The organism is Glutamicibacter protophormiae (genome assembly GCF_014647495.1).
Lineage (GTDB): Bacteria > Actinomycetota > Actinomycetes > Actinomycetales > Micrococcaceae > Glutamicibacter > Glutamicibacter protophormiae.
On sequence record NZ_BMPH01000015.1, the window covers coordinates 47,133 to 65,802 of the forward strand.

General features: G+C 66.5%; 16 protein-coding genes and 1 tRNA gene. 9 read left to right on the top strand and 8 right to left on the bottom strand.

Features of this window, described 5'->3' with window-relative positions:
• The first annotated feature begins 154 nt into the window (after positions 1 to 154).
• From IEY43_RS15565 to IEY43_RS15575, 3 genes are read left to right on the top strand one after another with little or no spacing between them, the layout of a single operon-like run.
• Positions 155 to 1,108, top strand: coding sequence for a heme ABC exporter ATP-binding protein CcmA (locus tag IEY43_RS15565; protein ID WP_188949529.1), 954 nt, complete (start codon positions 155 to 157; stop codon positions 1,106 to 1,108).
• A gap of 3 nt (positions 1,109 to 1,111) precedes the next feature.
• On the top strand, positions 1,112 to 3,442 hold the full coding sequence (locus IEY43_RS15570; protein WP_188949531.1) for a YhgE/Pip domain-containing protein: 2,331 nt from the start codon (positions 1,112 to 1,114) through the stop codon (positions 3,440 to 3,442).
• Positions 3,439 to 4,047, top strand: coding sequence for a TetR/AcrR family transcriptional regulator (locus IEY43_RS15575; RefSeq protein WP_188949533.1), 609 nt, complete (start codon positions 3,439 to 3,441; stop codon positions 4,045 to 4,047). Before IEY43_RS15570 ends, IEY43_RS15575 begins: the two co-directional genes overlap by 4 nt.
• On the opposite strand, the gene IEY43_RS15580 is transcribed toward IEY43_RS15575, so the two are convergent.
• From IEY43_RS15580 to IEY43_RS15595, 4 genes are all read right to left on the bottom strand, one after another.
• Positions 4,044 to 5,660 carry an ABC transporter ATP-binding protein gene (locus IEY43_RS15580; RefSeq protein ID WP_188949535.1) on the bottom strand — a complete coding sequence of 539 codons (1,617 nt, stop codon included), beginning with the start codon at positions 5,658 to 5,660 and terminating at the stop codon, positions 4,044 to 4,046. The genes IEY43_RS15575 and IEY43_RS15580 overlap by 4 nt on opposite strands.
• 17 nt (positions 5,661 to 5,677) lie before the next feature.
• Positions 5,678 to 6,811 carry a DUF1611 domain-containing protein gene (locus IEY43_RS15585; RefSeq protein ID WP_229777446.1) on the bottom strand — a complete coding sequence of 378 codons (1,134 nt, stop codon included), beginning with the start codon at positions 6,809 to 6,811 and terminating at the stop codon, positions 5,678 to 5,680.
• A gap of 187 nt (positions 6,812 to 6,998) precedes the next feature.
• A complete protein-coding gene (locus tag IEY43_RS15590) occupies positions 6,999 to 7,523 on the bottom strand; it encodes a SixA phosphatase family protein (RefSeq protein WP_188949537.1) in 525 nt (174 codons plus the stop codon).
• A gap of 93 nt (positions 7,524 to 7,616) precedes the next feature.
• Positions 7,617 to 8,402 carry a winged helix-turn-helix domain-containing protein gene (locus IEY43_RS15595; RefSeq protein ID WP_188949539.1) on the bottom strand — a complete coding sequence of 262 codons (786 nt, stop codon included), beginning with the start codon at positions 8,400 to 8,402 and terminating at the stop codon, positions 7,617 to 7,619.
• A 617-nt stretch (positions 8,403 to 9,019) separates the two neighbouring features.
• Between IEY43_RS15595 and IEY43_RS15600 the strand changes: the two genes are divergently transcribed.
• On the top strand, positions 9,020 to 9,760 hold the full coding sequence (locus IEY43_RS15600; protein ID WP_047117977.1) for a response regulator transcription factor: 741 nt from the start codon (positions 9,020 to 9,022) through the stop codon (positions 9,758 to 9,760).
• The gene (locus tag IEY43_RS15605; protein WP_188949541.1) at positions 9,757 to 11,274 is read left to right on the top strand and encodes a sensor histidine kinase; all 1,518 of its coding nucleotides are present in this window, start codon (positions 9,757 to 9,759) and stop codon (positions 11,272 to 11,274) included. The genes IEY43_RS15600 and IEY43_RS15605 overlap by 4 nt, the downstream gene beginning before the upstream one ends.
• Positions 11,275 to 11,393: 119 nt before the next feature.
• On the opposite strand, the gene upp is transcribed toward IEY43_RS15605, so the two are convergent.
• Positions 11,394 to 12,041, bottom strand: a complete 648-nt coding sequence (gene upp / locus IEY43_RS15610; RefSeq protein WP_188949543.1) for a uracil phosphoribosyltransferase — start codon at positions 12,039 to 12,041, stop codon at positions 11,394 to 11,396.
• A 147-nt stretch (positions 12,042 to 12,188) separates the two neighbouring features.
• On the opposite strand from upp, the gene tadA reads away from it, so the two are divergent.
• The 4 genes from tadA (at position 12,189) to IEY43_RS15630 (ending at position 16,219) form a co-directional block, all read left to right on the top strand.
• Positions 12,189 to 12,662, top strand: a complete 474-nt coding sequence (tadA, locus tag IEY43_RS15615) for a tRNA adenosine(34) deaminase TadA (RefSeq protein ID WP_188949545.1) — start codon at positions 12,189 to 12,191, stop codon at positions 12,660 to 12,662.
• Positions 12,663 to 12,759: 97 nt separating this feature from the next.
• A tRNA-Ser gene (locus tag IEY43_RS15620) sits at positions 12,760 to 12,850 on the top strand.
• A 1,201-nt stretch (positions 12,851 to 14,051) separates the two neighbouring features.
• The gene (locus IEY43_RS15625; RefSeq protein WP_188949547.1) at positions 14,052 to 14,312 is read left to right on the top strand and encodes a GlsB/YeaQ/YmgE family stress response membrane protein; all 261 of its coding nucleotides are present in this window, start codon (positions 14,052 to 14,054) and stop codon (positions 14,310 to 14,312) included.
• A 1,697-nt stretch (positions 14,313 to 16,009) separates the two neighbouring features.
• Positions 16,010 to 16,219, top strand: coding sequence for a DUF1653 domain-containing protein (locus tag IEY43_RS15630; protein WP_188949549.1), 210 nt, complete (start codon positions 16,010 to 16,012; stop codon positions 16,217 to 16,219).
• Here the strand turns inward: IEY43_RS15630 and IEY43_RS15635 are convergent.
• From IEY43_RS15635 to IEY43_RS15645, 3 genes are read right to left on the bottom strand one after another with little or no spacing between them, the layout of a single operon-like run.
• Complete coding sequence (locus IEY43_RS15635) at positions 16,216 to 16,758, bottom strand: YaeQ family protein (RefSeq protein WP_188949551.1); 543 nt, start codon at positions 16,756 to 16,758, stop codon at positions 16,216 to 16,218. The two genes, IEY43_RS15630 and IEY43_RS15635, sit on opposite strands and share 4 nt — an antisense overlap.
• An 11-nt stretch (positions 16,759 to 16,769) precedes the next feature.
• Complete coding sequence (locus IEY43_RS15640; RefSeq protein WP_188949553.1) at positions 16,770 to 17,291, bottom strand: NUDIX domain-containing protein; 522 nt, start codon at positions 17,289 to 17,291, stop codon at positions 16,770 to 16,772.
• Positions 17,292 to 17,300: 9 nt separating this feature from the next.
• Positions 17,301 to 18,533, bottom strand: coding sequence for an MFS transporter (locus IEY43_RS15645; protein ID WP_188949555.1), 1,233 nt, complete (start codon positions 18,531 to 18,533; stop codon positions 17,301 to 17,303).
• Positions 18,534 to 18,670 lie beyond the last annotated feature (137 nt).

The following is an 18,670-nucleotide window of genomic DNA, read 5'->3' on the forward strand; positions in this document are numbered from 1 at the left end:
AACCAGACGCACATGAATTCACCGTGAATTTCCCGGGCGCACTCGGTGACAGCTCATGAATCATCCAAGTGCATTACGCGCTTTACGTCTAGGGTGACGCAAAAGATATTCTTACTAATTGAACTGACCGGTCAGTTCAATTAGTCTCGTTAACGTGCTTGTTGCAGACTCGATTTCATTCCAGGGACGCCATAGCGAACTGGTTCCACCCACCTCCCTGCGCGTCGCGCCCGGGGAAATGCTGCTTGTCGCCGGAGAACCGCAGGGCGCGCGCACCGCGCTCGCGCTGCTGCTGTCGGGCCGGATGAAACCCGGCGGCGGCGTCGTGGCCTGGGGCGGCAGCGCCCGGCTGGCCCACCTGCGCAAGCACAGCGCGGTGGTCGATTCCCCGAACATCAACGATCCCGAGGCCCATCTGAAGGTGCGTGACGTGGTCAGCGAGGACCTCTCGTTGATCCCCTCGCCGCCGTGGCGCAAGCCGAACCCCAAGAAGTGGATGGCGGAGCACGGCTACAGCGATATCGCCGGCGACTGGGTCGATGCGGTCGACCCCGTGCGCCTGACGGAGATGCTCATGCAGCTGGCCGCCGAAAATCCGCAGACCAGGCTGCTGGTCGTGGATTCACCCGACCGGCACCCGGGCGACGACGCGGCGTGGCTCGAAGCCCTGGAACGCTTCGCCCTGTCGGACCGCGAGTTCGCGGTCATCGCCACCGTGGCCCGGGTCCCCGAGAGCTGGGCCGGGCCGGTGGCCTATCTCGGGGCGTCCGAACCTGCCGCGGAATTCGAGCCGGAGCCAGAGCTTGAACCGGCTCAGGACGCCGAACCGGAGGAACCCTCCGAGGACCCCGGTGGCCCGGCCCCGACCGAACCCGACGAGCAGGACAGGCCGGACGAGCAGGACAGGCCGGACGAGCAGGACAGACAGGACGCGCCCACCGCCGAGGCACCGCAGCCCGAGCCCGGCGAACCCGCCGGGGAGCCATCGGCGGCCGGGGAATCCGCCGGCGCCGGGGACATCCCGGCGGAGCCCGGAATGCCGGAAGAACAGGACACTCCCGCGCCGGCCCCGCAGCCGGCCAGCGACCCCAGCCAAGCAAAGGACTAACCCATGACGACACTGCGTCTGGCGCTTTCCGAACTCAAGCGCATGAGCCGCGGCACGCTGCCCAAGCTCGCGCTCATTGCCATCACCTGCGTGCCCCTGCTGTACGGCGCGCTCTACCTCTACGCCAACTGGGACCCCCAGTCCAACCTGGACAATGTCACCGCCGCCGTGGTCAACCTGGACGACGGCGCCGTCGTCGACGGCGAGGAGAAGCAGGTCGGCGACACCGTGGTCGAGTCGCTGGAGGAGGACGGCACCTTCAGCTGGGCGCAGCTGGATTCCCGCGACGCGGCCGAGCAGGCGGTCGCGGACGGCACCTACGCCTTCGCGATGATCCTGCCGGAGGACTTCTCCGCGGCGCTGACCTCCCCGGGCGATTTCAAGGACGCCTCCCAGGCGGACATCGAGCTGCTGACCAATGACGCAAACAACTTCATGGTCAGCAACTTCGCCAAGACCCTGGCCAGCGAGGTGCGCACCTCGGTGGCCAACGAGGTCGGCACCGAGACCGCCTCCGCCATGATCGCCGGTTTCGTGGACATCCACCGGTCGATGGGCGAGGCCGCCGACGGCGCCAAGCAGGTCTACGACGGCACCCTGTCCCTGGGCGACGGCGTGCTCACCCTGGCCGACGGCACCACCAAGCTGGTGGACGGCAGCTCCGAGCTGGCCGACGGCACGCTCGCGCTTAAGGACGGCGCCAGTTCGCTGAGCTCCGGCCTGGACACGCTGGCCGCCGGGCAGGGCAAGCTCGCGGAGGGCGCGGACTCGCTCGCCGACGGCGCCGCCGAGCTCTCCGCCGGCGCCGGGAAGCTCTCCGCCGGGCTGGACACCTTGGAGTCCAAGACCGCCGCGCTGCCGGACTCGGTGCGGCAGCTGGAGGACGGCGCGCACAGCGCCAAGAAGGCCGCGGACCAGCTGGCCGCCGGTTCGAAGCAGGTCGCCGACGGCAACGCCAAGCTCTCCGCCACCGCCGACGGGGCCGTCGAGGTGATCGACCAGCTGCAGGCCGACGCGAAGCACCGCCTGGGCCAGGTCGAAGACGCCATATCCCAGCGCCTGGATACGCTGGTGGCCTCCGGGGTGCTCAGCGAAGAGCAGGCAGCGACGATCGGCAAGGACGTTTCCGCCGCCGTGGACGATTCGGCCGCGAGCCAGTCCGTGAAGGACGAGGCCGCGAAGATCCGCGCCGAACTGGGCACCGTGCAGTCAAGCCTGGATACGCTGGCCGACGGCTCGAAGCAGGTCGCCGACGGCAACGCCGCGCTGGCCCAGGGCCTGGGCACCCTCTCCGCGGGCACCGGCAAGCTCAACGCCGCGGTCCCCTCTCTGGTGGAAGGCATCTCCACGGCCGCCGACGGCGGCTCCGAGCTGGCGGCCGGCGCCAAGACCCTGGCTTCCGGCGCGTCCACCCTGGCCGGCGGCCAGCACGACGCGCTGGACGGCGCCACCCGCGCCGCCACCGGGGCCGGCGAGCTGGATTCCGGCGCCGGGGCACTGGTGGACGGCTCCGGGGCGCTGCACTCCGGGCTGGTGCAGCTCTCCGACGGCGTCGGCGAACTCTCCGAGGGCACCACCAAGCTGGAGGACGGCTCGGGCGAGCTGTCCAACGGCCTGGCGGACGGCGTGGGCCAGGTCCCGGACCCGGATGAGCGGACCAGCGACCAGCTGGCGAGCGTGATCGGCGATCCGGTCGCCGTGACCCAGCAGAAGCAGGCCGAGGCGCATGCCTACGGCGAGGGGCTGGCCCCGTTCTTCATGACCCTGGCGACGTTCATCGGCGTGCTGATCCTGACCCAGGTGGTCCGCCCGATCACCACCCGCGCGCTGGCCTCCAACGGCGTGGACTGGAAGATCGCCATCGGCGGCTGGCTGCCCTTCGCGGGGCTGGCGCTGCTGCAGACCAGCCTGCTGTTCGCGGTGGTGCACTTCGGGCTCGGCCTGAACACCGCCCACCCGTGGCTGACCTGGGGGCTGTTCCTGCTCGCGGCGCTGTGCTTCAGCGCGCTGATCCAGGGCATCTACGCCTTGCTGGGCACCGCTGGCAAGTTCGTGGTGCTGGTGCTGATGGTATTGCAGCTGGTCACCGCCGGCGGCACCTTCCCGTGGGAGACCCTGCCCGCACCGCTGCACCTGCTGCACCAGATCCTGCCGATGAGCTCGGTGGTGCTGGGCATGCGCCACCTGATGTACGGCGCGGATCTGGGCATGCTCTCCGCCATCGGCGGCGTGCTGGTCGGCTACACCCTGCTGGGCCTGGGCTGCAGCCTGCTGGCGGTGCGCCTGCACAAGACCTGGACGCTGAAGACGCTGCAGCCGGAGCTGGGCGAATGACCGGGCAGTTCGACGCCCGCCCGCGGGTGCGCGCCACCGATTCCAAGGAGCGGCTCTTCGCCGCCTCGATGGCGCTGCTGGGCCGGCGCGGGGTCAACGCCGTCTCGGTGGAGGAGATCGCCCGCGCCGCCGGGGTGTCCAAGGGGACCGTCTACTACAACTTCGGCTCCAAGGAGAAGATGATCGGCGCGCTGCTGGAGTTCGGCGCGCAGAAGCTGCTTGACCAGCTCGGCCGGGATGCGGCAGTGGAGGATCCGCTGGCGGCGCTGGAGGCGATGGTGCGCCGCGCCTTCGGCTTCGTGCAGGAGTACCCCTCCTACGCCCAGCTGTGGGTCAGCGAGCAGCAGCGCGGCGAAAGCCCGTGGGGCGAGCAGGTGCAGGAGTTCCGGCAGCGCATCACCGACCTGATCACCGCGGCGCTGCGCCGCGCGGTGCAGGTGCCCGAGCCGCTGCTGCAGGCCTCGGCCTGCGCGATGTTCGGCGCCACCCTGCTCACCGCGCGCGAGCGGTCGGGCAGCGCGGCGCCGACGGACCTGGACACCATTACGCTGGCGGTGATGGCCACCGTGCACGGGCTGCGCGCCATGGCCCGGGACGCGGGCTAGTTCCGCTCCTGCGGCTCCCAGCGCCGGGTGGGGTGCAGCCCGGGCAGCGTCCCGCGGTAGAGCACCACCCCGGGGTAGCCGGCCAGCAGCCTGCCGGCCTCGCGGGCCGCGCTCGGCGCGAGCGCCCCGGGCAGCCCGTCCAGCACCAGCAGCGCCGGTTCCTCCAGCAGCGCCCGGGCCAGCAGCAGCCCGGCGCGCTGCGCGTCGTCCAGCGGTTCGCCGCCGCGGCGCAGCATGGTCGCCTCCGCCTCGGGCAGCTCGTCGACCTCCAGCCCGAACAGCTGCGCCAACCGCAGCGCCTCGTCCAGGCTTCCCTGCGGGCGCCGGTAGCGCAGCGCCCGGGCGATCGGCCCGCGTTCCAGCGCCATCCCGGACAGCGCCGCGCCCAACAGCCGGCGCCGGGACCGCTCGGGGATCAGCCCGAGGTTCCGACCGCCCACCCAGGCCCCGTGGGGCGGGGGATCCGAAGCCAGCCCGGTGGTGGCCAGCCGGTGCAGCAGCTGCTGCGCGGACCGTCCGCCGCCCACCGCGATGCGCTCGCCCGGGCCGGCCAGCAGCGTAGGCCAGCGCTTCGCGTCCTGGCCGGGCGCCGGCTGCAGGCGCACCACGTCGGGGGCGTTGCCCACGGCGCCGGCCGGCAGCCGGGTCGCTTCACCGGTGCCGGGGCCGCTGCCGGATACCTGGGCCAGCAGCGGGGCCAGGATCCGGCGGGCGGCCTTGTAGTTCTGCCGGTATTCGACCATGCGCCCGAATTCGCCGAGCACCGCGCTGCTGATGCCCAGCAGCAGCAGGCCGCTGGTGACGGCCGAGGCCGGCAGCGCCGCGCTGGACGCCACGCCCACCAGCAGCACGCTGCCCATCAGCGGCACGGCCAGGGCGCTGGCGCGCAGGGCGCCGGCGAAGCGCGCGCGGTGCACCGCGGCGGCGGCCATGCCCGCGGCCGTGTCCTGCAGCCGGCCGACCTCGCGCTCCACGCCTCCGGCGGCCCGCACGGCGGTGGCCGCGCCCAGGGTTTCGGCGATCCGCGAGGCCAGTGCCCCGCGGCGCCGGCGCAGCACGCGGGCCGCCCCGTAGGCTCCCGGGGCCAGCGCCCCGAGCAGCAGCAGCTCGAGAACCAGCGGGATCAGCAGCGCCAGCGCCAGCGGCGGCGCGCTGAGATACAACCCGGCCAGCGCGAAGAGCAGCAGCGGGATCCCGGCCATGAGCGGCACGACGCCCTGGATCACCCAGTTGCGCACCGAGGAGAGGTCGTTGGTGGAGCGGGCGACGGTGATGCCCAGCCCCGGGGCGCGGTCGGCGGTGAGCGACTGCTTCAGCAGCCCCCCGCGCAGCTGCGCCACATAGTGCTGCCCCAGCTTCTCGGCCAGCACCCGCTCGGCGAGCTTGCCCAGCCCGAACGCCAGCGCCAGGCCCAGCACCGTCCAGAGCCCGGCGACGGTGAACGCGCTGGTCAGCCGTCCGGTGAGCCAGGCCAGCAGCATGGTGAGCGCACCCATGGCCAGCCCCAGGCCCAGCAGCCACGCCAGCGCCGCCCGGCGCCCGGCGGCCCACAGGGCCGGCAGCTTGCCGCGCCGCGCCCGCTCGCCCATCCGGATGTCCGCGTCCCTGTCCATGAGTCCCTGTGCCGCGGCTACGAGCGCGGCAGCAGCGCCGTGGCGACCTGCGGGTCGCACAGCTCGAAGGTGTCGATGACCTGGGTGCGCAGGTTGGCGCGGGCTTCCTCGGCGGCCAGCGGGGAAGCGGTCAGGCGCCCGGAGACCGCGGCCAGGTCCAGCCCGGCGGCGCGCAGGATCTGCTCGCCGGCCAACGCGCCCAGCGCGTCCTGGGCGCTGAAGACCACGCGGTCCACGTGCAGGGAGAACACCGGGTCGTTCAGCAGCCGGGAGGTCTCCCCCTGGAACAGCCCGTCGGCGATCTCGATGACGACCACGTCGGCGCCGGTGGCTGCCTGTTCGCGGATCATCGCCACCAGCAGGTCGCGCACCTGCTCATAACGGACCATGTAGGTGGTCGGGTAGCCGAAGTCGGTGAAGTCGGCGACGGACACCGCGCCGGCGTCCTTGAAGAGGTTCGGGTCGTTGCCGGCACCGGTGCCGGTGGCCTTGCCCGCGGCCACGTCCAGCCCCGCGTTGGTCAGCCCGTTGACCAGGCAGCCCAGGGTGGTGGACTTGCCCGAGTTCATCGAGGTGCCGAGCACCGCGATGACCGGCACGCGGGTCTGGGCCGGCTGCGCGCTCGCGCCCGCCGAGGGGGTGTGCACCTGCAGCGGGGCGAAGTCGGCCAGGTTCACCACCTGCCCGTCGCGGGCCAGCAGGCCCAGCGGCTCCAGCTCGGTGGCCGCGTCGATGGAGGCATGCATGGATTCCACGCGGCTGGCCACGCCGCCGCCGGCCACCAGCTGGCACGGGCCGAGATCCAGCGGGACGTGGGCCAGGAACTGGTCCGGTGCGTAGCGGTCGCCGTAGGCCACGAGCACCAGCTGGCCGACGAACAGCTTCTGGCGGCGGCCCTCGGCGGACTGCAGCGCGGTGTGCTGGCCGATCTCGGTCACCCGGGCCACCACCACGTCGCCGGCGGCAGGGGCCAGCGCGGCGCCGCCCAGAAGATGGAAGTCGCCCGGGTTGCGCTGCAGCTGCGCGCCGACGAAGCGGGTGGTGTAGGCGGTGCGGATGGCGGCCACGGTGCGGGCGCCCAGCTCCTGGCGGACGCTCGACAGCGCCGACGTCGGGGTTGGGTGCTCTTCGATGATTGGTGCAATACCCATGGCGGGTTCTCCTTGCTCGCTTTCCACGGGGAGCCTGCGCCCCGCGGCCGGCCGTTCGGCTCGACTATTTACAGTAAAGCCGCCCGGGGTTAACCGAACGTGGACATCCGATGAGATGGGCAGGAGAAACCCATGAGGGTTTTCTCATCTTGGGCCGCAGGGCCCCGCCCGCGCAATGCCCCGGGTTTCAGGGGCGCGGAACGGCGAAGTGGGTGACATTCGCGTCGCGCGCATCCAGGTGCGAATAGGGGTGGGCGGTCTCCAGCACCGTGGTGCCCAGGGTCGGGTAGTTCATCGCCAGCTCGTAGACGTCTTCCTCGTCGGAGTCGGCCGAGGCCAGGCGCAGCGCCAGCTCCTGCAGCACCGGTTGGTGCCCGATGACCAGCAGCGTGGTCACGGTATCGGGCACCTCGTTGATGATCGAGCACAATGCGGAGACCGGGGCGGAGTACACCCGCGAGTCGATGTACGGGGTCGGGCCCTTCTCCCCCAGCTTGGAAAGCACCCAGGCGCAGGTCGACCGGGTGCGCAGCGCGTCCGAGCAGATGATGTAGTCGGGGATCAGGTTGTTCTCCACGAGCCAGGCTCCGGCGGCGGGCGCTTCGCGGTTCCCGCGGGAGGCCAGCGGGCGCTCGTGGTCGGGCACGCCCAGCGGATAATCCGCCTTGGCATGGCGCATCAGGATCAGTCGGCGGGTTTGGGCAGCATTCATGTTCCCCAGCTTAAGACAAGCGCGGCGGGCAAACCCAATGGTTTGCCCGCCGCGCTATTGGCGGCTCCCGTGACGGGGCGCCGCGTCCGAAGACTAGATGGAGTATTCCGGTGCCGCCCAGACGACGACCTCGGGGTGCTCGTAGAAGCGGTAGCCCTGGCCACGCACGGTGCGCACGGTGTTGGCCAGGCGGCCCAGCTTGGAACGCAGGCGGCGGATGTGCACGTCGATGGTGCGCTCGTTGGGCACCTCGTCGGCGTTGCGCCACAGGTTTTCCAGCAGCTCCTCGCGGCCCACGGTGCGGGTGCCGTTCTCCACCAGGAAGTTCAGCAGCTCGAATTCCTTGAAGGTCAGGTTCAGGGTCTCGCCGTCCAGGTAGACCTCGCGGCGCGAAAGGTCGATCAGCACGCCGGACGGGCGCGGGGTGCTCGGGCGGGCTTCGGCGCGCGGGCGGCGGGAGAGCGTCGGATCGCCCAGCGCCTGGCGCACGACGTCGATCGGCTCGCCCTGGGCGCTGGTCGGTGCCAGAGCCACGGCCGCGTGCGTCTGGGCCTGCGGCGACAGGGTGGCCAGGAAGGCGCGGACCTGGGTGGCCAGCTTGCCCAGCGAGGTGCCCTGGGCCTGGGCTGCGGCCTCATCCAGGCCTACGTACAGCACGAAGCCGCGGGCCGAGGTGTCGGTGCTCTGGGCTCCGGCCGACTGGACCGGTGCGGCGGCCGGCTGATGCATTGGTTCCCGGGTTTCATGCACGTTGGACACTGCACGCAGCGGGCGATAGCCTGCCGGGGCATAGCTTCCTGCGGCCGCGCGCTGTGCCGCTGCTGCCCGGTTCTGGGCATTGCGAATTGAAACGTGAACGTATCCGGATCCTGCCGACATATTGCTTTTCCTCTATGTGTGCGAAGGCCAAGTGATTTGGCGCTGATGCTTCGGGTTTTGCTTGCGCTGCCAGCGGCCTTCGTCCACCAGCAGCAGTTGGGTTTCCCGTCAGCGGCTGTCCGTGGACCGAATCCCGATAACTCAGGAATTCGATGCGGTACCGCTGACGCCGAGCATTCGACAACAGCAAATGGAAGCCATCGGCGATGCCTCGCCGGGGTTCCCATTTCTGCTCTGCGCCTTACTCACACCTCTAGTTTCCTCGTAACATTGGGAACTTGCAAGTAACAATGAGCACCCATGTTCACCATGTGAGACGGATGTGTCCGAAAGTGACGTGTGCCACTTTAGGCAAAATACGGCGATCTAAGCGCTTAACTACTCAATATGTTCAGGATTTTTCGGATCAATGCGCAGTATGCGCACCCTATGCAAGGGTCTGAATATTCATTCATTGACATTCGATGTTCACGCTTCAAACATTCGCCGTTGCATACCCTTGACCAAATTAAGCGCTATCTGATTGCAAATTTCTCGCATAAAATCGTCATGCGGACATAGCTTCTGCACAGGTAAATCATAAAGTCAGCCCAAGGCAATAGGGGATGCTCTTAAACATGAACGATTCCCGATTCTCTCCCGCCCAGCTCCCACGACTCACCCACCCGGACGGTACGCCGATCAAGGTCCTGGTGGTTGACGACGAGCCGTCGCTCGCCGAACTGGTAGCCATGGGAACCCGCATGCTCGGGTGGGAAGCGACCATGGCCCACGACGGCCCCGAAGCCGTCGCCACCGCACGTTCTTTCACCCCCGACGTCCTGGTCCTGGACTGGATGCTGCCGGGCTTCGACGGTCCCGAGGTGCTGCGCAAGGTCCGCACCCACCTGCCCGACGTCCCGGTGCTCTTCCTGACCGCCAAGGACGCCGTCGAGGACCGCATCGAGGGCCTCGGCGCCGGTGCCGACGACTACGTCGCCAAGCCCTTCAGCCTCGAAGAGGTGCTAATCCGCCTGCACCGACTGGTCGAGCGCTCCGGCGCCACCACCGCGGACACCGCCGAACTGGTGGTCGGCGACCTGGTGCTGAATCTCGACTCCCACGACGTCTCGCGCGCCGGCCGCGAGATCCAGCTGACCGCCACCGAGTTCGACTTGCTCTCCTACCTGATGAACAACGCGCGCCGCGTGGTGTCCAAGTCGCAGATCCTGGACAATGTCTGGCACTACGACTTCGACGGCCAGGCGAACATCGTCGAACTGTACATTTCCTACCTGCGCAAGAAGATCGACGTCGACGCCGAACCGATGATTCACACCGTGCGCGGCGTGGGATACGTTTTGAAGCCCGCTGCATGAGCATGTTCGCCACCACCCCGAAGGTGAGCTCGCCGCATGCGCTGCAGCGCAAGCTGATGATCATCCTTCTCACGTCCGTCACGGCAGTCTCCGCGCTGCTCGGGCTGCTCTACAACGCCGGCATGCGCCAGACGCTCATGGACCAGCTGGGCGACCAGCTCAAGCTGACCACCGAACGCGCCCTGAACTATTCGCAGGAGGCCGGCAACGGCCGGATCGAGGCCCCCGGGCAGTCGGCCGGCACCCTCACCGCGCGCTTCGACCGGCTGGTCTTCGTCGGTGGCGTGCTGGACAAGAAAACCGGCGAGTTCAAGCAGCTGGGCCAGCAGGACGCCATCCCGATGGTGCAGCTGCCGGTCAGCGACCTGCACACCACCGGCGACTTCCATCCGCGCCGCGCGAACCTGACGGTCGGCGACTACTACCTGGTGGCGGTCAAGGACGCCGGCACCAATACCGTGCTGGTGGTCGGCCTGCCGCTGTCCGACACCGACATGGCGCTGCGCGAAATGGCCTGGCTGACCCTGTTCATCGCGATGATCCTGATCGTCGGGGCGGGCCTGGCCGGATCCTGGCTGATCAGCCGCTCCCTTGCGCCGCTCAAGCGCGTGGCCGGGGTGGCCGCCTCGGTAGCCGACACAGACCTGGACTCGGGCAAGGTCGAGCTGACCCAGCGCGTGGACGACAAGGATGCGACTCCGGGCACCGAGGTCGGCAACGTGGGCTACGCCCTGAACGCGATGATCGACAACGTCTCCGCCGCGCTGACCGCCCGCGAGAAATCGCAGGCGCAGATGCGCCAGTTCGTCGCCGATGCCTCGCACGAGCTGCGCACCCCGCTGTCCTCGATCCGCGGCTACACCGAGCTGCTCGCCGCGACCGAGCACTTCTCCCCCGACGGACAGCGCTCCGTGGAGCGTGTGCTGCAGCAGAGCCACCGCATGGGCTCCCTGGTGGAGAACCTGCTGCTGCTGGCCCGGCTGGACGAGGAGAATTCCTTCCGCCGCACCAAGCTGGATCTGGGGCTGCTCACCGCGGACATCACCGAGGACTTCAAGGTCACCGCGGACGACCACATCTGGGAATTCGACTGCGAGGACCCGCAGACCTTCGTCTACGCGGATTCCTCCTCGCTGCGCAGGGTCATCACCAACCTGCTGGCCAACGCCCGCAAGCACACCAGCCCGGGCAACACCGTCACCACCACGGTCCGCCAGGACCCGGAGACCGAGGAGGCGGTGCTGCTGGTGCACGACACCGGCGAAGGCATCGACGCGGATTTCCTGCCCACGGTCTTCGAGCGCTTCACCCGCGCGGACAAGGCCCGCTCGGGTTCGGACGGCACCACGGGCTTGGGCCTGCCGATCGCCAAGAGCATCGTGGAAGCCCACGGCGGCAGCATCTCGGTGCGCTCGGTCCCCGGGGACACCGTCTTCGAGGTCAGGCTCCCGCTCATCGATGCGGACGCGGAACCCGCCGGCTCGACGGGCCGCTCCCCCAAGGCCTCGGTCTAGCTCGGGGCACGAGACCCGCAACAGAAGGGGACCCGGACAACGCGCAAAGGGGCTGCCCGCACCAGTGGTGCGGGCAGCCCCTTTGCATGCCCCGGCTCAGTTGCGCCGGAGCCGGAAAATTAGGCGATCGGCGGGGTCACGCCGTACAGGCGGTCGCCGGCGTCTCCCAGGCCCGGGATGATGTAGGACTTCTCGTCCAGCTTCTCGTCCAGCGAGGCCAGCACCACGTGCACGCGGTCGTCTCCGCCGTGGATCGACTTCAGGCGCTCGATGCCCTCCGGGGCGGCGATCAGGCAGATGCAGGTGACCGAGCTGGCGCCGCGCTCGAAGATGAACTTGATGGCCTCGGCCAGGGTGCCGCCGGTGGCCAGCATCGGGTCCAGCACGAACACCTGGCGTCCGGCCAGGTCGTTCGGCACGCGGTCGGCGTAGGTGATGATGTCCAGGGTTTCCTCGTTGCGGGCCATGCCCAAGAACCCGACCTCTGCGGTCGGCACCAGGCGGGTCATGCCTTCGAGCATGCCCAGGCCCGCGCGCAGGATCGGGACGACCAGCGGGGTCGGCTTGGCAATGGTGGTACCGGTGGTGACCGCGACCGGGGTGACGACCTCGACCTGCTCGGTCTTCACCTCGCGGGTGGCCTCATAGGCCAGCAGGGTGACCAGTTCATCGGTCAGCTGGCGGAAAATCGAGGACGGGGTGTTCTTGTCACGAAGAACTGAGACCTTGTGTGCCACCAACGGGTGGTCGACTACCTGTACGCGCATGCATCAAAATCTATCAGCCCGGCCTTTGCATGATCGAGGAAAACCGGGGAAAACCCCGACGGAAATCCGGATTATGTGCCCAAGCGAACAGTAAAACCACCCCACAGCCGCGGCCGCGGCCCTGCGAACACGTATGGTGGGAGCACTATGAACCGTGAACACGAAGCCTGGATGGAGCTCGCGCTGGACGAAGCACGCGCTGCTCTGGCCACCGACGACGTCCCCATCGGCGCCGTGGTCATCTCCCCCGACGGGAAGCTGCTGTCCACCGGCCGCAATGAGCGCGAAGCCCTGAAGGACCCCACCGCCCACGCCGAGGTCGTCGCGATCCGCAACGCGGTGTCAGCCCTGGCCGCGCGCGGCGAGGACGACGGCTGGCGCCTGGAGGACTGCACTCTGGTGGTCACGCTGGAACCCTGCGCCATGTGCGCCGGGGCGATCGTGCTCGCGCGCATCCCGCGGGTGGTGTTCGGCGCCTGGGACGAGAAGGCCGGGGCCTGCGGCTCGGTCTTCGACATCGTGCGCGAACCGCGCCTAAACCACTGGGTCGAGGTCTATCCCCGCGTCAGGGAGCAGGAATGCGCTGGCCTGCTGCGCGACTTCTTCAGGTCCAAGCGCTGAAGCGCAGCCGGGAAACTGTGTTTCGGGCCACTTGCGTCCGTTGAGAGCCCCCTCGTTTTGGCATTCGCCAGATGTTCGTTATAGAGTTATCAGGTCTGGTGACGTGTCCGAGCGGCCGAAGGTGCAACACTCGAAATGTTGTGTACGGTAACCCCGTACCGTGGGTTCAAATCCCACCGTCACCGCCACCGAAAACCCCTGGTCCGCCAGGGGTTTTCTTCTTTTGGAGATCAGACGTGGTGCACATACGGTGCACACTTCAACGGAGAGCAGTCGCGGCACGCCTGTCGTACGTTGCGATCACCGATTCCGCCACCATGCTGGCCCGCACGCCCGCGACTGGGGAAAACACAACGAAGAGCGCCCGTACCAGGCGTCGCGCAAGCAGGACGAAATAGATCATTAGCCTGCCGGCGGGCTGCCGCACGCGCTGGGCGGCTGCCCGCAGGACCCCGGACGCAGAGAAAGATACCACCTGCTACCGGAGGCTGCGCGGAGACCCTCGCAGGTTAGGCGCAGCAGATCTGGAAGTTGCCGGCCTCGGCTCCTTCGGTGAATCAGCAGGCGCTACCTCCTATCGTGAAATGCCAGTGTTCAACTGGTGCCGATACTTGGTGAACGCCAGAATCAGCGTTGCAAACAGCAGTACTCCGCTGACAGCCCATCCGACCCCGGGGTAGCCAGCAAGCCCCGGGATGCGAGACAAGTTGATCGCGGCTACCGCAAGTAACAGAGGCACCAACATGACGTTCCTACTGACAGCAGATGAATTACCAGGTTGCATTGTCATTGGCCGCTTTCTTTCTCGTGCCTATCTGGGACCGCTCAGGCACTGTCCTACGAATGCGCCGTAAACAGCGGTGGAACAAGCCACACAGATGGGGTAGCCCATTTCCACGGTAACGACGCAGAAAGCCCCTCGAGTGCAGATAATCACGAGCGTCGCCCCGGTAGGGATGCGCAGCGTGCTGGGCACTTGAATACACACTCGGTGGCAGCGGCCGCAACGCCCACCGAGGAGCTTGCAGGAGACACGAAAGCCCACGACGGGCTCTTAAAGACGAAGATGGACTTGGGATGCGGCAAGAAGAACGCCTCCGGGCTGGCGCTAGTACTACCCGTTAACACCGCTTCGTTCGGGGTCTTATCTTTGTCAGTGAGGCGCGCCGCGTGTTCATAATGCCCGTGCGCATTACACACGTCCATGCTTCGGGCAATTAAATACTTCTGACTCACGGCAGACTACCCCTGCGAGGTTGGGGATCATGTGAAATTACACTGCCAGAGACGTTGCCTGCGCGCGAACTTACCTCCGAGTACTGTATTGTTCACAAGGTGCATCTCAGTCCAGATGCTGAACGAAGTCACTCGATCCTTTAGGAGGAAGTCATGGGTTTCATTGGTTGGATTGTTTTAGGCCTTATCGCCGGTGCGATCGCTAAGGCGATCAAGCCAGGTGAGCAGGGTGGCGGCTGGATCGCCACATTGCTGCTTGGTGTAGTTGGCGCAGTCATTGGTGGCTGGATTGGTTCCGCGGCATTCGGTGTCGGAGTGAACGAGTTCTGGGACCTCTCGACGTGGCTGCTGGCCATCGGTGGTTCGCTGATCGTCCTCATTATTTGGGGCTTTATCACGCGCAAACGGGCATAACCTGCACAACGGGACGGGGTCTTACCTTTCGAGGTAGGGCCCCGTTCTACTTAACGGGACGGCATGTTCCCGCAGTTTTTCCCCTAACGGGTCGCTCGAGACGCACTATTCGCCAGTTCGCCTTGAAGGATCGCCAAATCCCGCCACTGTTGTAGCGACGGGACTTGGATAAACGGTATGCGCCGATCATCAATTCCCCATATCAGATCCGAAAACCCAAGGTCCCCACCTAGGATTAAGCACATAACCTATCCTAAATAATACACGGTCGTTGTTTATCTAATCTGCGATGTCCTGTAAACGCATAGGCAAACCGGGACGATTCGGCATAAACCAGACAACCTTACAGGCCGAAATTGAATTATTGTTTCGATAATCGAACTAACTGTTCTAGACTGGATGGGTTCGGCTAATCCTGAACTCAACTACTGGCTTGGCGAATCTATCGCGTCCCCCGAGTGCGATCGATTGCCAGTAGAGCCCGTCAGCACCCCCCATATGCTGACGGGCTGCCATTTTTAAAGCTCGAAGCCGCCCCGCACCTCGTCTGTGGTCCGCACGCGGGCGTCTGTGCGGTTACGAAGCCACGTATCCCTAGCAAGCACATTGGCACCTGCTCACACTGCTAGATGTGCTAATGGACGGTTCATTTATCTTTTATAGTGCCAAGTATTCGGTTATCTATTACTCCCGGCCTAGAACTGTCTTTACACCTGAAATTGGCCTCTCTGCTCTGCCGAATTTCACAGAGACGAGGCATCTGCTCGGCCTTGTTAGTTACTTCGGCTCCTTCGCCTCCACACATGAAAAAATGGTTCATTTCGCCTCAAGGCGGCTACAGTGAAGCATCGATTCCATGCGCACGACCGCCTTGTTCCCGGACCGCCACATGCGTCATCAACGGTCTAATAACAACGTTCCATTCGGCAAATCGCATATGGCAATCACTGCGACCGCCATCTTTTTTGCAACGCCACGTCGATAAGGGCCCACCATGTCGGCAGCCAACGACCCGTGCTCGACGCGGCAAACTGGTTGCATCCAGACCGATCATCCGTTCTGCAGAGCGCTGGCAGCGAGAGATTTGGAGACAACGTCCTGCATCGGAAGAACCTCATGATCTCCTTGGGTCTCCACCAATTACCTTTAGATCGTTGTCCCTGAGGCCGCCGCATAGTTTCCTGGCAAGGCAATAGTCGGGAGGTTACGTTATCCGTGCACACAGCCATCGTCTTGAGGATGAGCGACGAGCATGCGATTCCCGACGCTGGCGTGGTAGCAGCCGCCCCAAAATAGCATGACGACCCGCGAAAATCATCCTCATAGTATTGCAGCTTAAGGTTCCTTTTATGTTGTGGACTGAACTTTGAGGTGCGCAGCCCTGCCTTCCCTTTGCGGCTGCCAGTGAAGGAAGTAATTCGGAAGATCTATCTACTTTCTTCAGTGTTGGAACACCAGTTTCAGCAGCCGGGACTCGCTTCAGCAATTTCTACGCTAGATCTCGGGCTCGTTGATGCGAGGCTCGTTTCAGTCTTGTACCTTGCCACCTTCGAGCGAAGGTCACTGGTTTGAGGGAGGCGTTCTGTCGTTCCAGCTGCACATTCGCCCTCGACGCGCCAGAAACGTTTGCACTTCAGAAAGGCAAGCCAAAACCGATAACTACCTCACAGCTTTCGAAACATGGCACGATAAAAGGTATGAGCATCGAACCCGGAATCTACGAGCACTTCAAGGGCCGGCGCTACGAGGTGCTCGCCGTGGGACGGCACAGCGAAACCGAAGAGCAGCTGGTTTTCTACCGCACGCTCTACGGCGACTACAGCTTCTGGGCCCGGCCGCTGGAGATGTTCGACGATCTCGTCGAGCGCGGGGACTACAAGGGCCCCCGCTTCCGACGCATCGCCTAGATGATCTGATGCTCCTGCATCTGGGTTTCCAGCGAGGCACCGTTGAGCTCCAGGTACAGCTGGCCCTCGGTGACCGACAGGGACATGATGTTGCGGCGGGTCAGCTCGGCCGCGACGGCGTCGATGAACTTCGAGTCGAAGGAACGCACCACGATCTCCTGCGCACGGTGGATGGTTTTCCCGTTCCAGGAGGCCAGCAGCCGCTGCGGGTCGCGGTGGGTGTAGACCGCCGCGCGGTCGGCGAGCTTGCTGCCGGTGTGCAGGCGCTGCGCATCCGGCGCGCCGACCTCGATCCAGGCGGTGGTCAGTCCGGTAAGATCCTTGACCAGCACGGCAGGTTCCTCCCCCGAGGACACCCCGGCCGCGGCGAAGGCGATGCCCTCCTCGAATTCCAGGCAGTAGGCCAGCACCCTGGTGACCAAGTAGGCGTCGGTTTCCGAAGGGTGCTGCGCCACGCGCAGGGACAGTTCCTCGTATACCCCGCGATCCATGTCGGAGAGCTGGATGTCAAAGGTCCGTATAGTTGCGCCAATAGCCATGGTTCACGATTTTACCGGCCGCTGGCCGGCGGCAGCGCATCGAGGGATGCAAGCCACGGCAGGAACAGCGCCACGGCGTCGGGCATGAAGCGCCCGGGATCGGCGGCGGCCTGCGCGATCAGCGCGGAAACCTCCAACCATTCCCCGCCCAGCACCTCCTCCGCCTGGAGCTTCAGCGGGCCGTTCGCGATCATCCAGTAGCGGAAGGCGCGGTATCTGGCACGCGCGTCGGCATAGTCCGCCTCGCCCAGGCTGACCAGCTCTCCGCGCACCCCGAGTTCCTCGGCTGCTTCCCGGCGGGCGGATTCGAACGGGTCCTCCCCGGCCTGGATGACCCCGCCGGCGGTGAAGTCGAACAATCCGGGGTACAGGTCCTTGCTCCAGGTCCGCTGGTGGACGTAGATGCGGTCCTGCGGGTTGAACACCACGATCCCGGTGGCGCCGTGGCGCAGGTTCTCCGCCCTGACCCGGGGCCGCGGGGCCCGCCCGATGACCGTTCCCCGCTCGCTGTACAGCGCCGCCTGCTCTTCCATGCCTCCAGCCTACGTGGCCGCCTTGCCCCTGGCGCCCTGCAGCATGCCGGCGACGACCAGCGCGAAGGTTCCGACCAGCACCAGCAGCCACAGGCCCAGCGCGTAGGAGTTGGTTTCCGCGTGATAGGTCGCGCCCATGGCCAGCGGCGGGAAGTATCCGCCCAGGCCGCCGGCGGCCGCGACCACGCCGGAGACCGCTCCGACCTTCTCCGGCGGGGTGGACGGGCCGATCCACGCGAACACCGCACCCATGCCCAGACCCATGGCGGAAGCCATCAGGATGAACACGGTTCCGGTGAGGATGCCTTCCTCCGGCTGCTGGCCCACGATGTAGGCCAGCGACACGATGCCGGCCAGCGACACCAGCGCGATGACCTTCGGCCCGAACTTGTCCGCCAGCACGCCGCCGATCGGCCGGGCGACCACCGCGGCCACGGCGAACAGCGCGGTGCGCGTGCCGGCGCCCACCGGGTCCACCTGGTCGGGGTAGATGGTGGTCAGGTACTTGGGCAGGAAGGTGGAGAAGGCCACGAAGCCGCCGAAGACGATGCCGTAGAGGAAGGACATCTGCCAGGTGATCGGCAGTTTCAGCGCTCCCGTCACCTTGGGGACCAGCGGCTGGGCGTTCGGCGTCCAGGCCGGGGACTCGCGCAGGAAGAACCACACCAGCACGGCCATGACCACCAGCAGCCCGGCGATGAACAGGTGGGTACCGAGGTAGCCGATGCCGCTGAGCAGCCGCGGGGTGAAAAACGCGGAGACCGCGGTGCCGATCATGCCCATGCCGAACACGCCGTTGGCGAAGCCGCGCCGCTTCGGCTCGTACCAGGCGCTGGAGAACGGGACGCCCACCGCGAAGATGGTTCCGGCCACGCCCAGCAGCGTTCCGGCCACGATCAGCAGCGCAAAGCTTCCGATCGACCCGGCGAGCGCCACGAGCAGCACGGCCGGCACCGAGGCCAGCAGCACCACGGTGAACATCTTGCGCGCCCCGAAGCGGTCGGTCAGCGCCCCGGTGACGATGCGCCCCAGCGCTCCGACCAGCACCGGAGTGGCCAGCATGAGGGAGATCTGCCCCTCGGAAAGATCCATGCCTTCGGAGTAATACTTCTGGATCGGGGCGATCAGCATCCACGCCCAGAAGCCGACGGCGCTGGCCAGCGTGGCCAGCAGAACCTGGGGAAGTTGCCCGCGCAGGTCGGGGTGCGCAGGCGAAGTCGATGGTGCGGAATTCGTGCTCATTTCAACCCTCCACGGGGCAAAGATCAGGATTATTCACACAGCTTCTACAGTGCACCCTAAACGCTGTTTCACCCCCGCGCCAGAGCGGAAGATTAATTTCCTGCCAGTGGCTGGCTTTAAATGCTCCGGGACCTTTT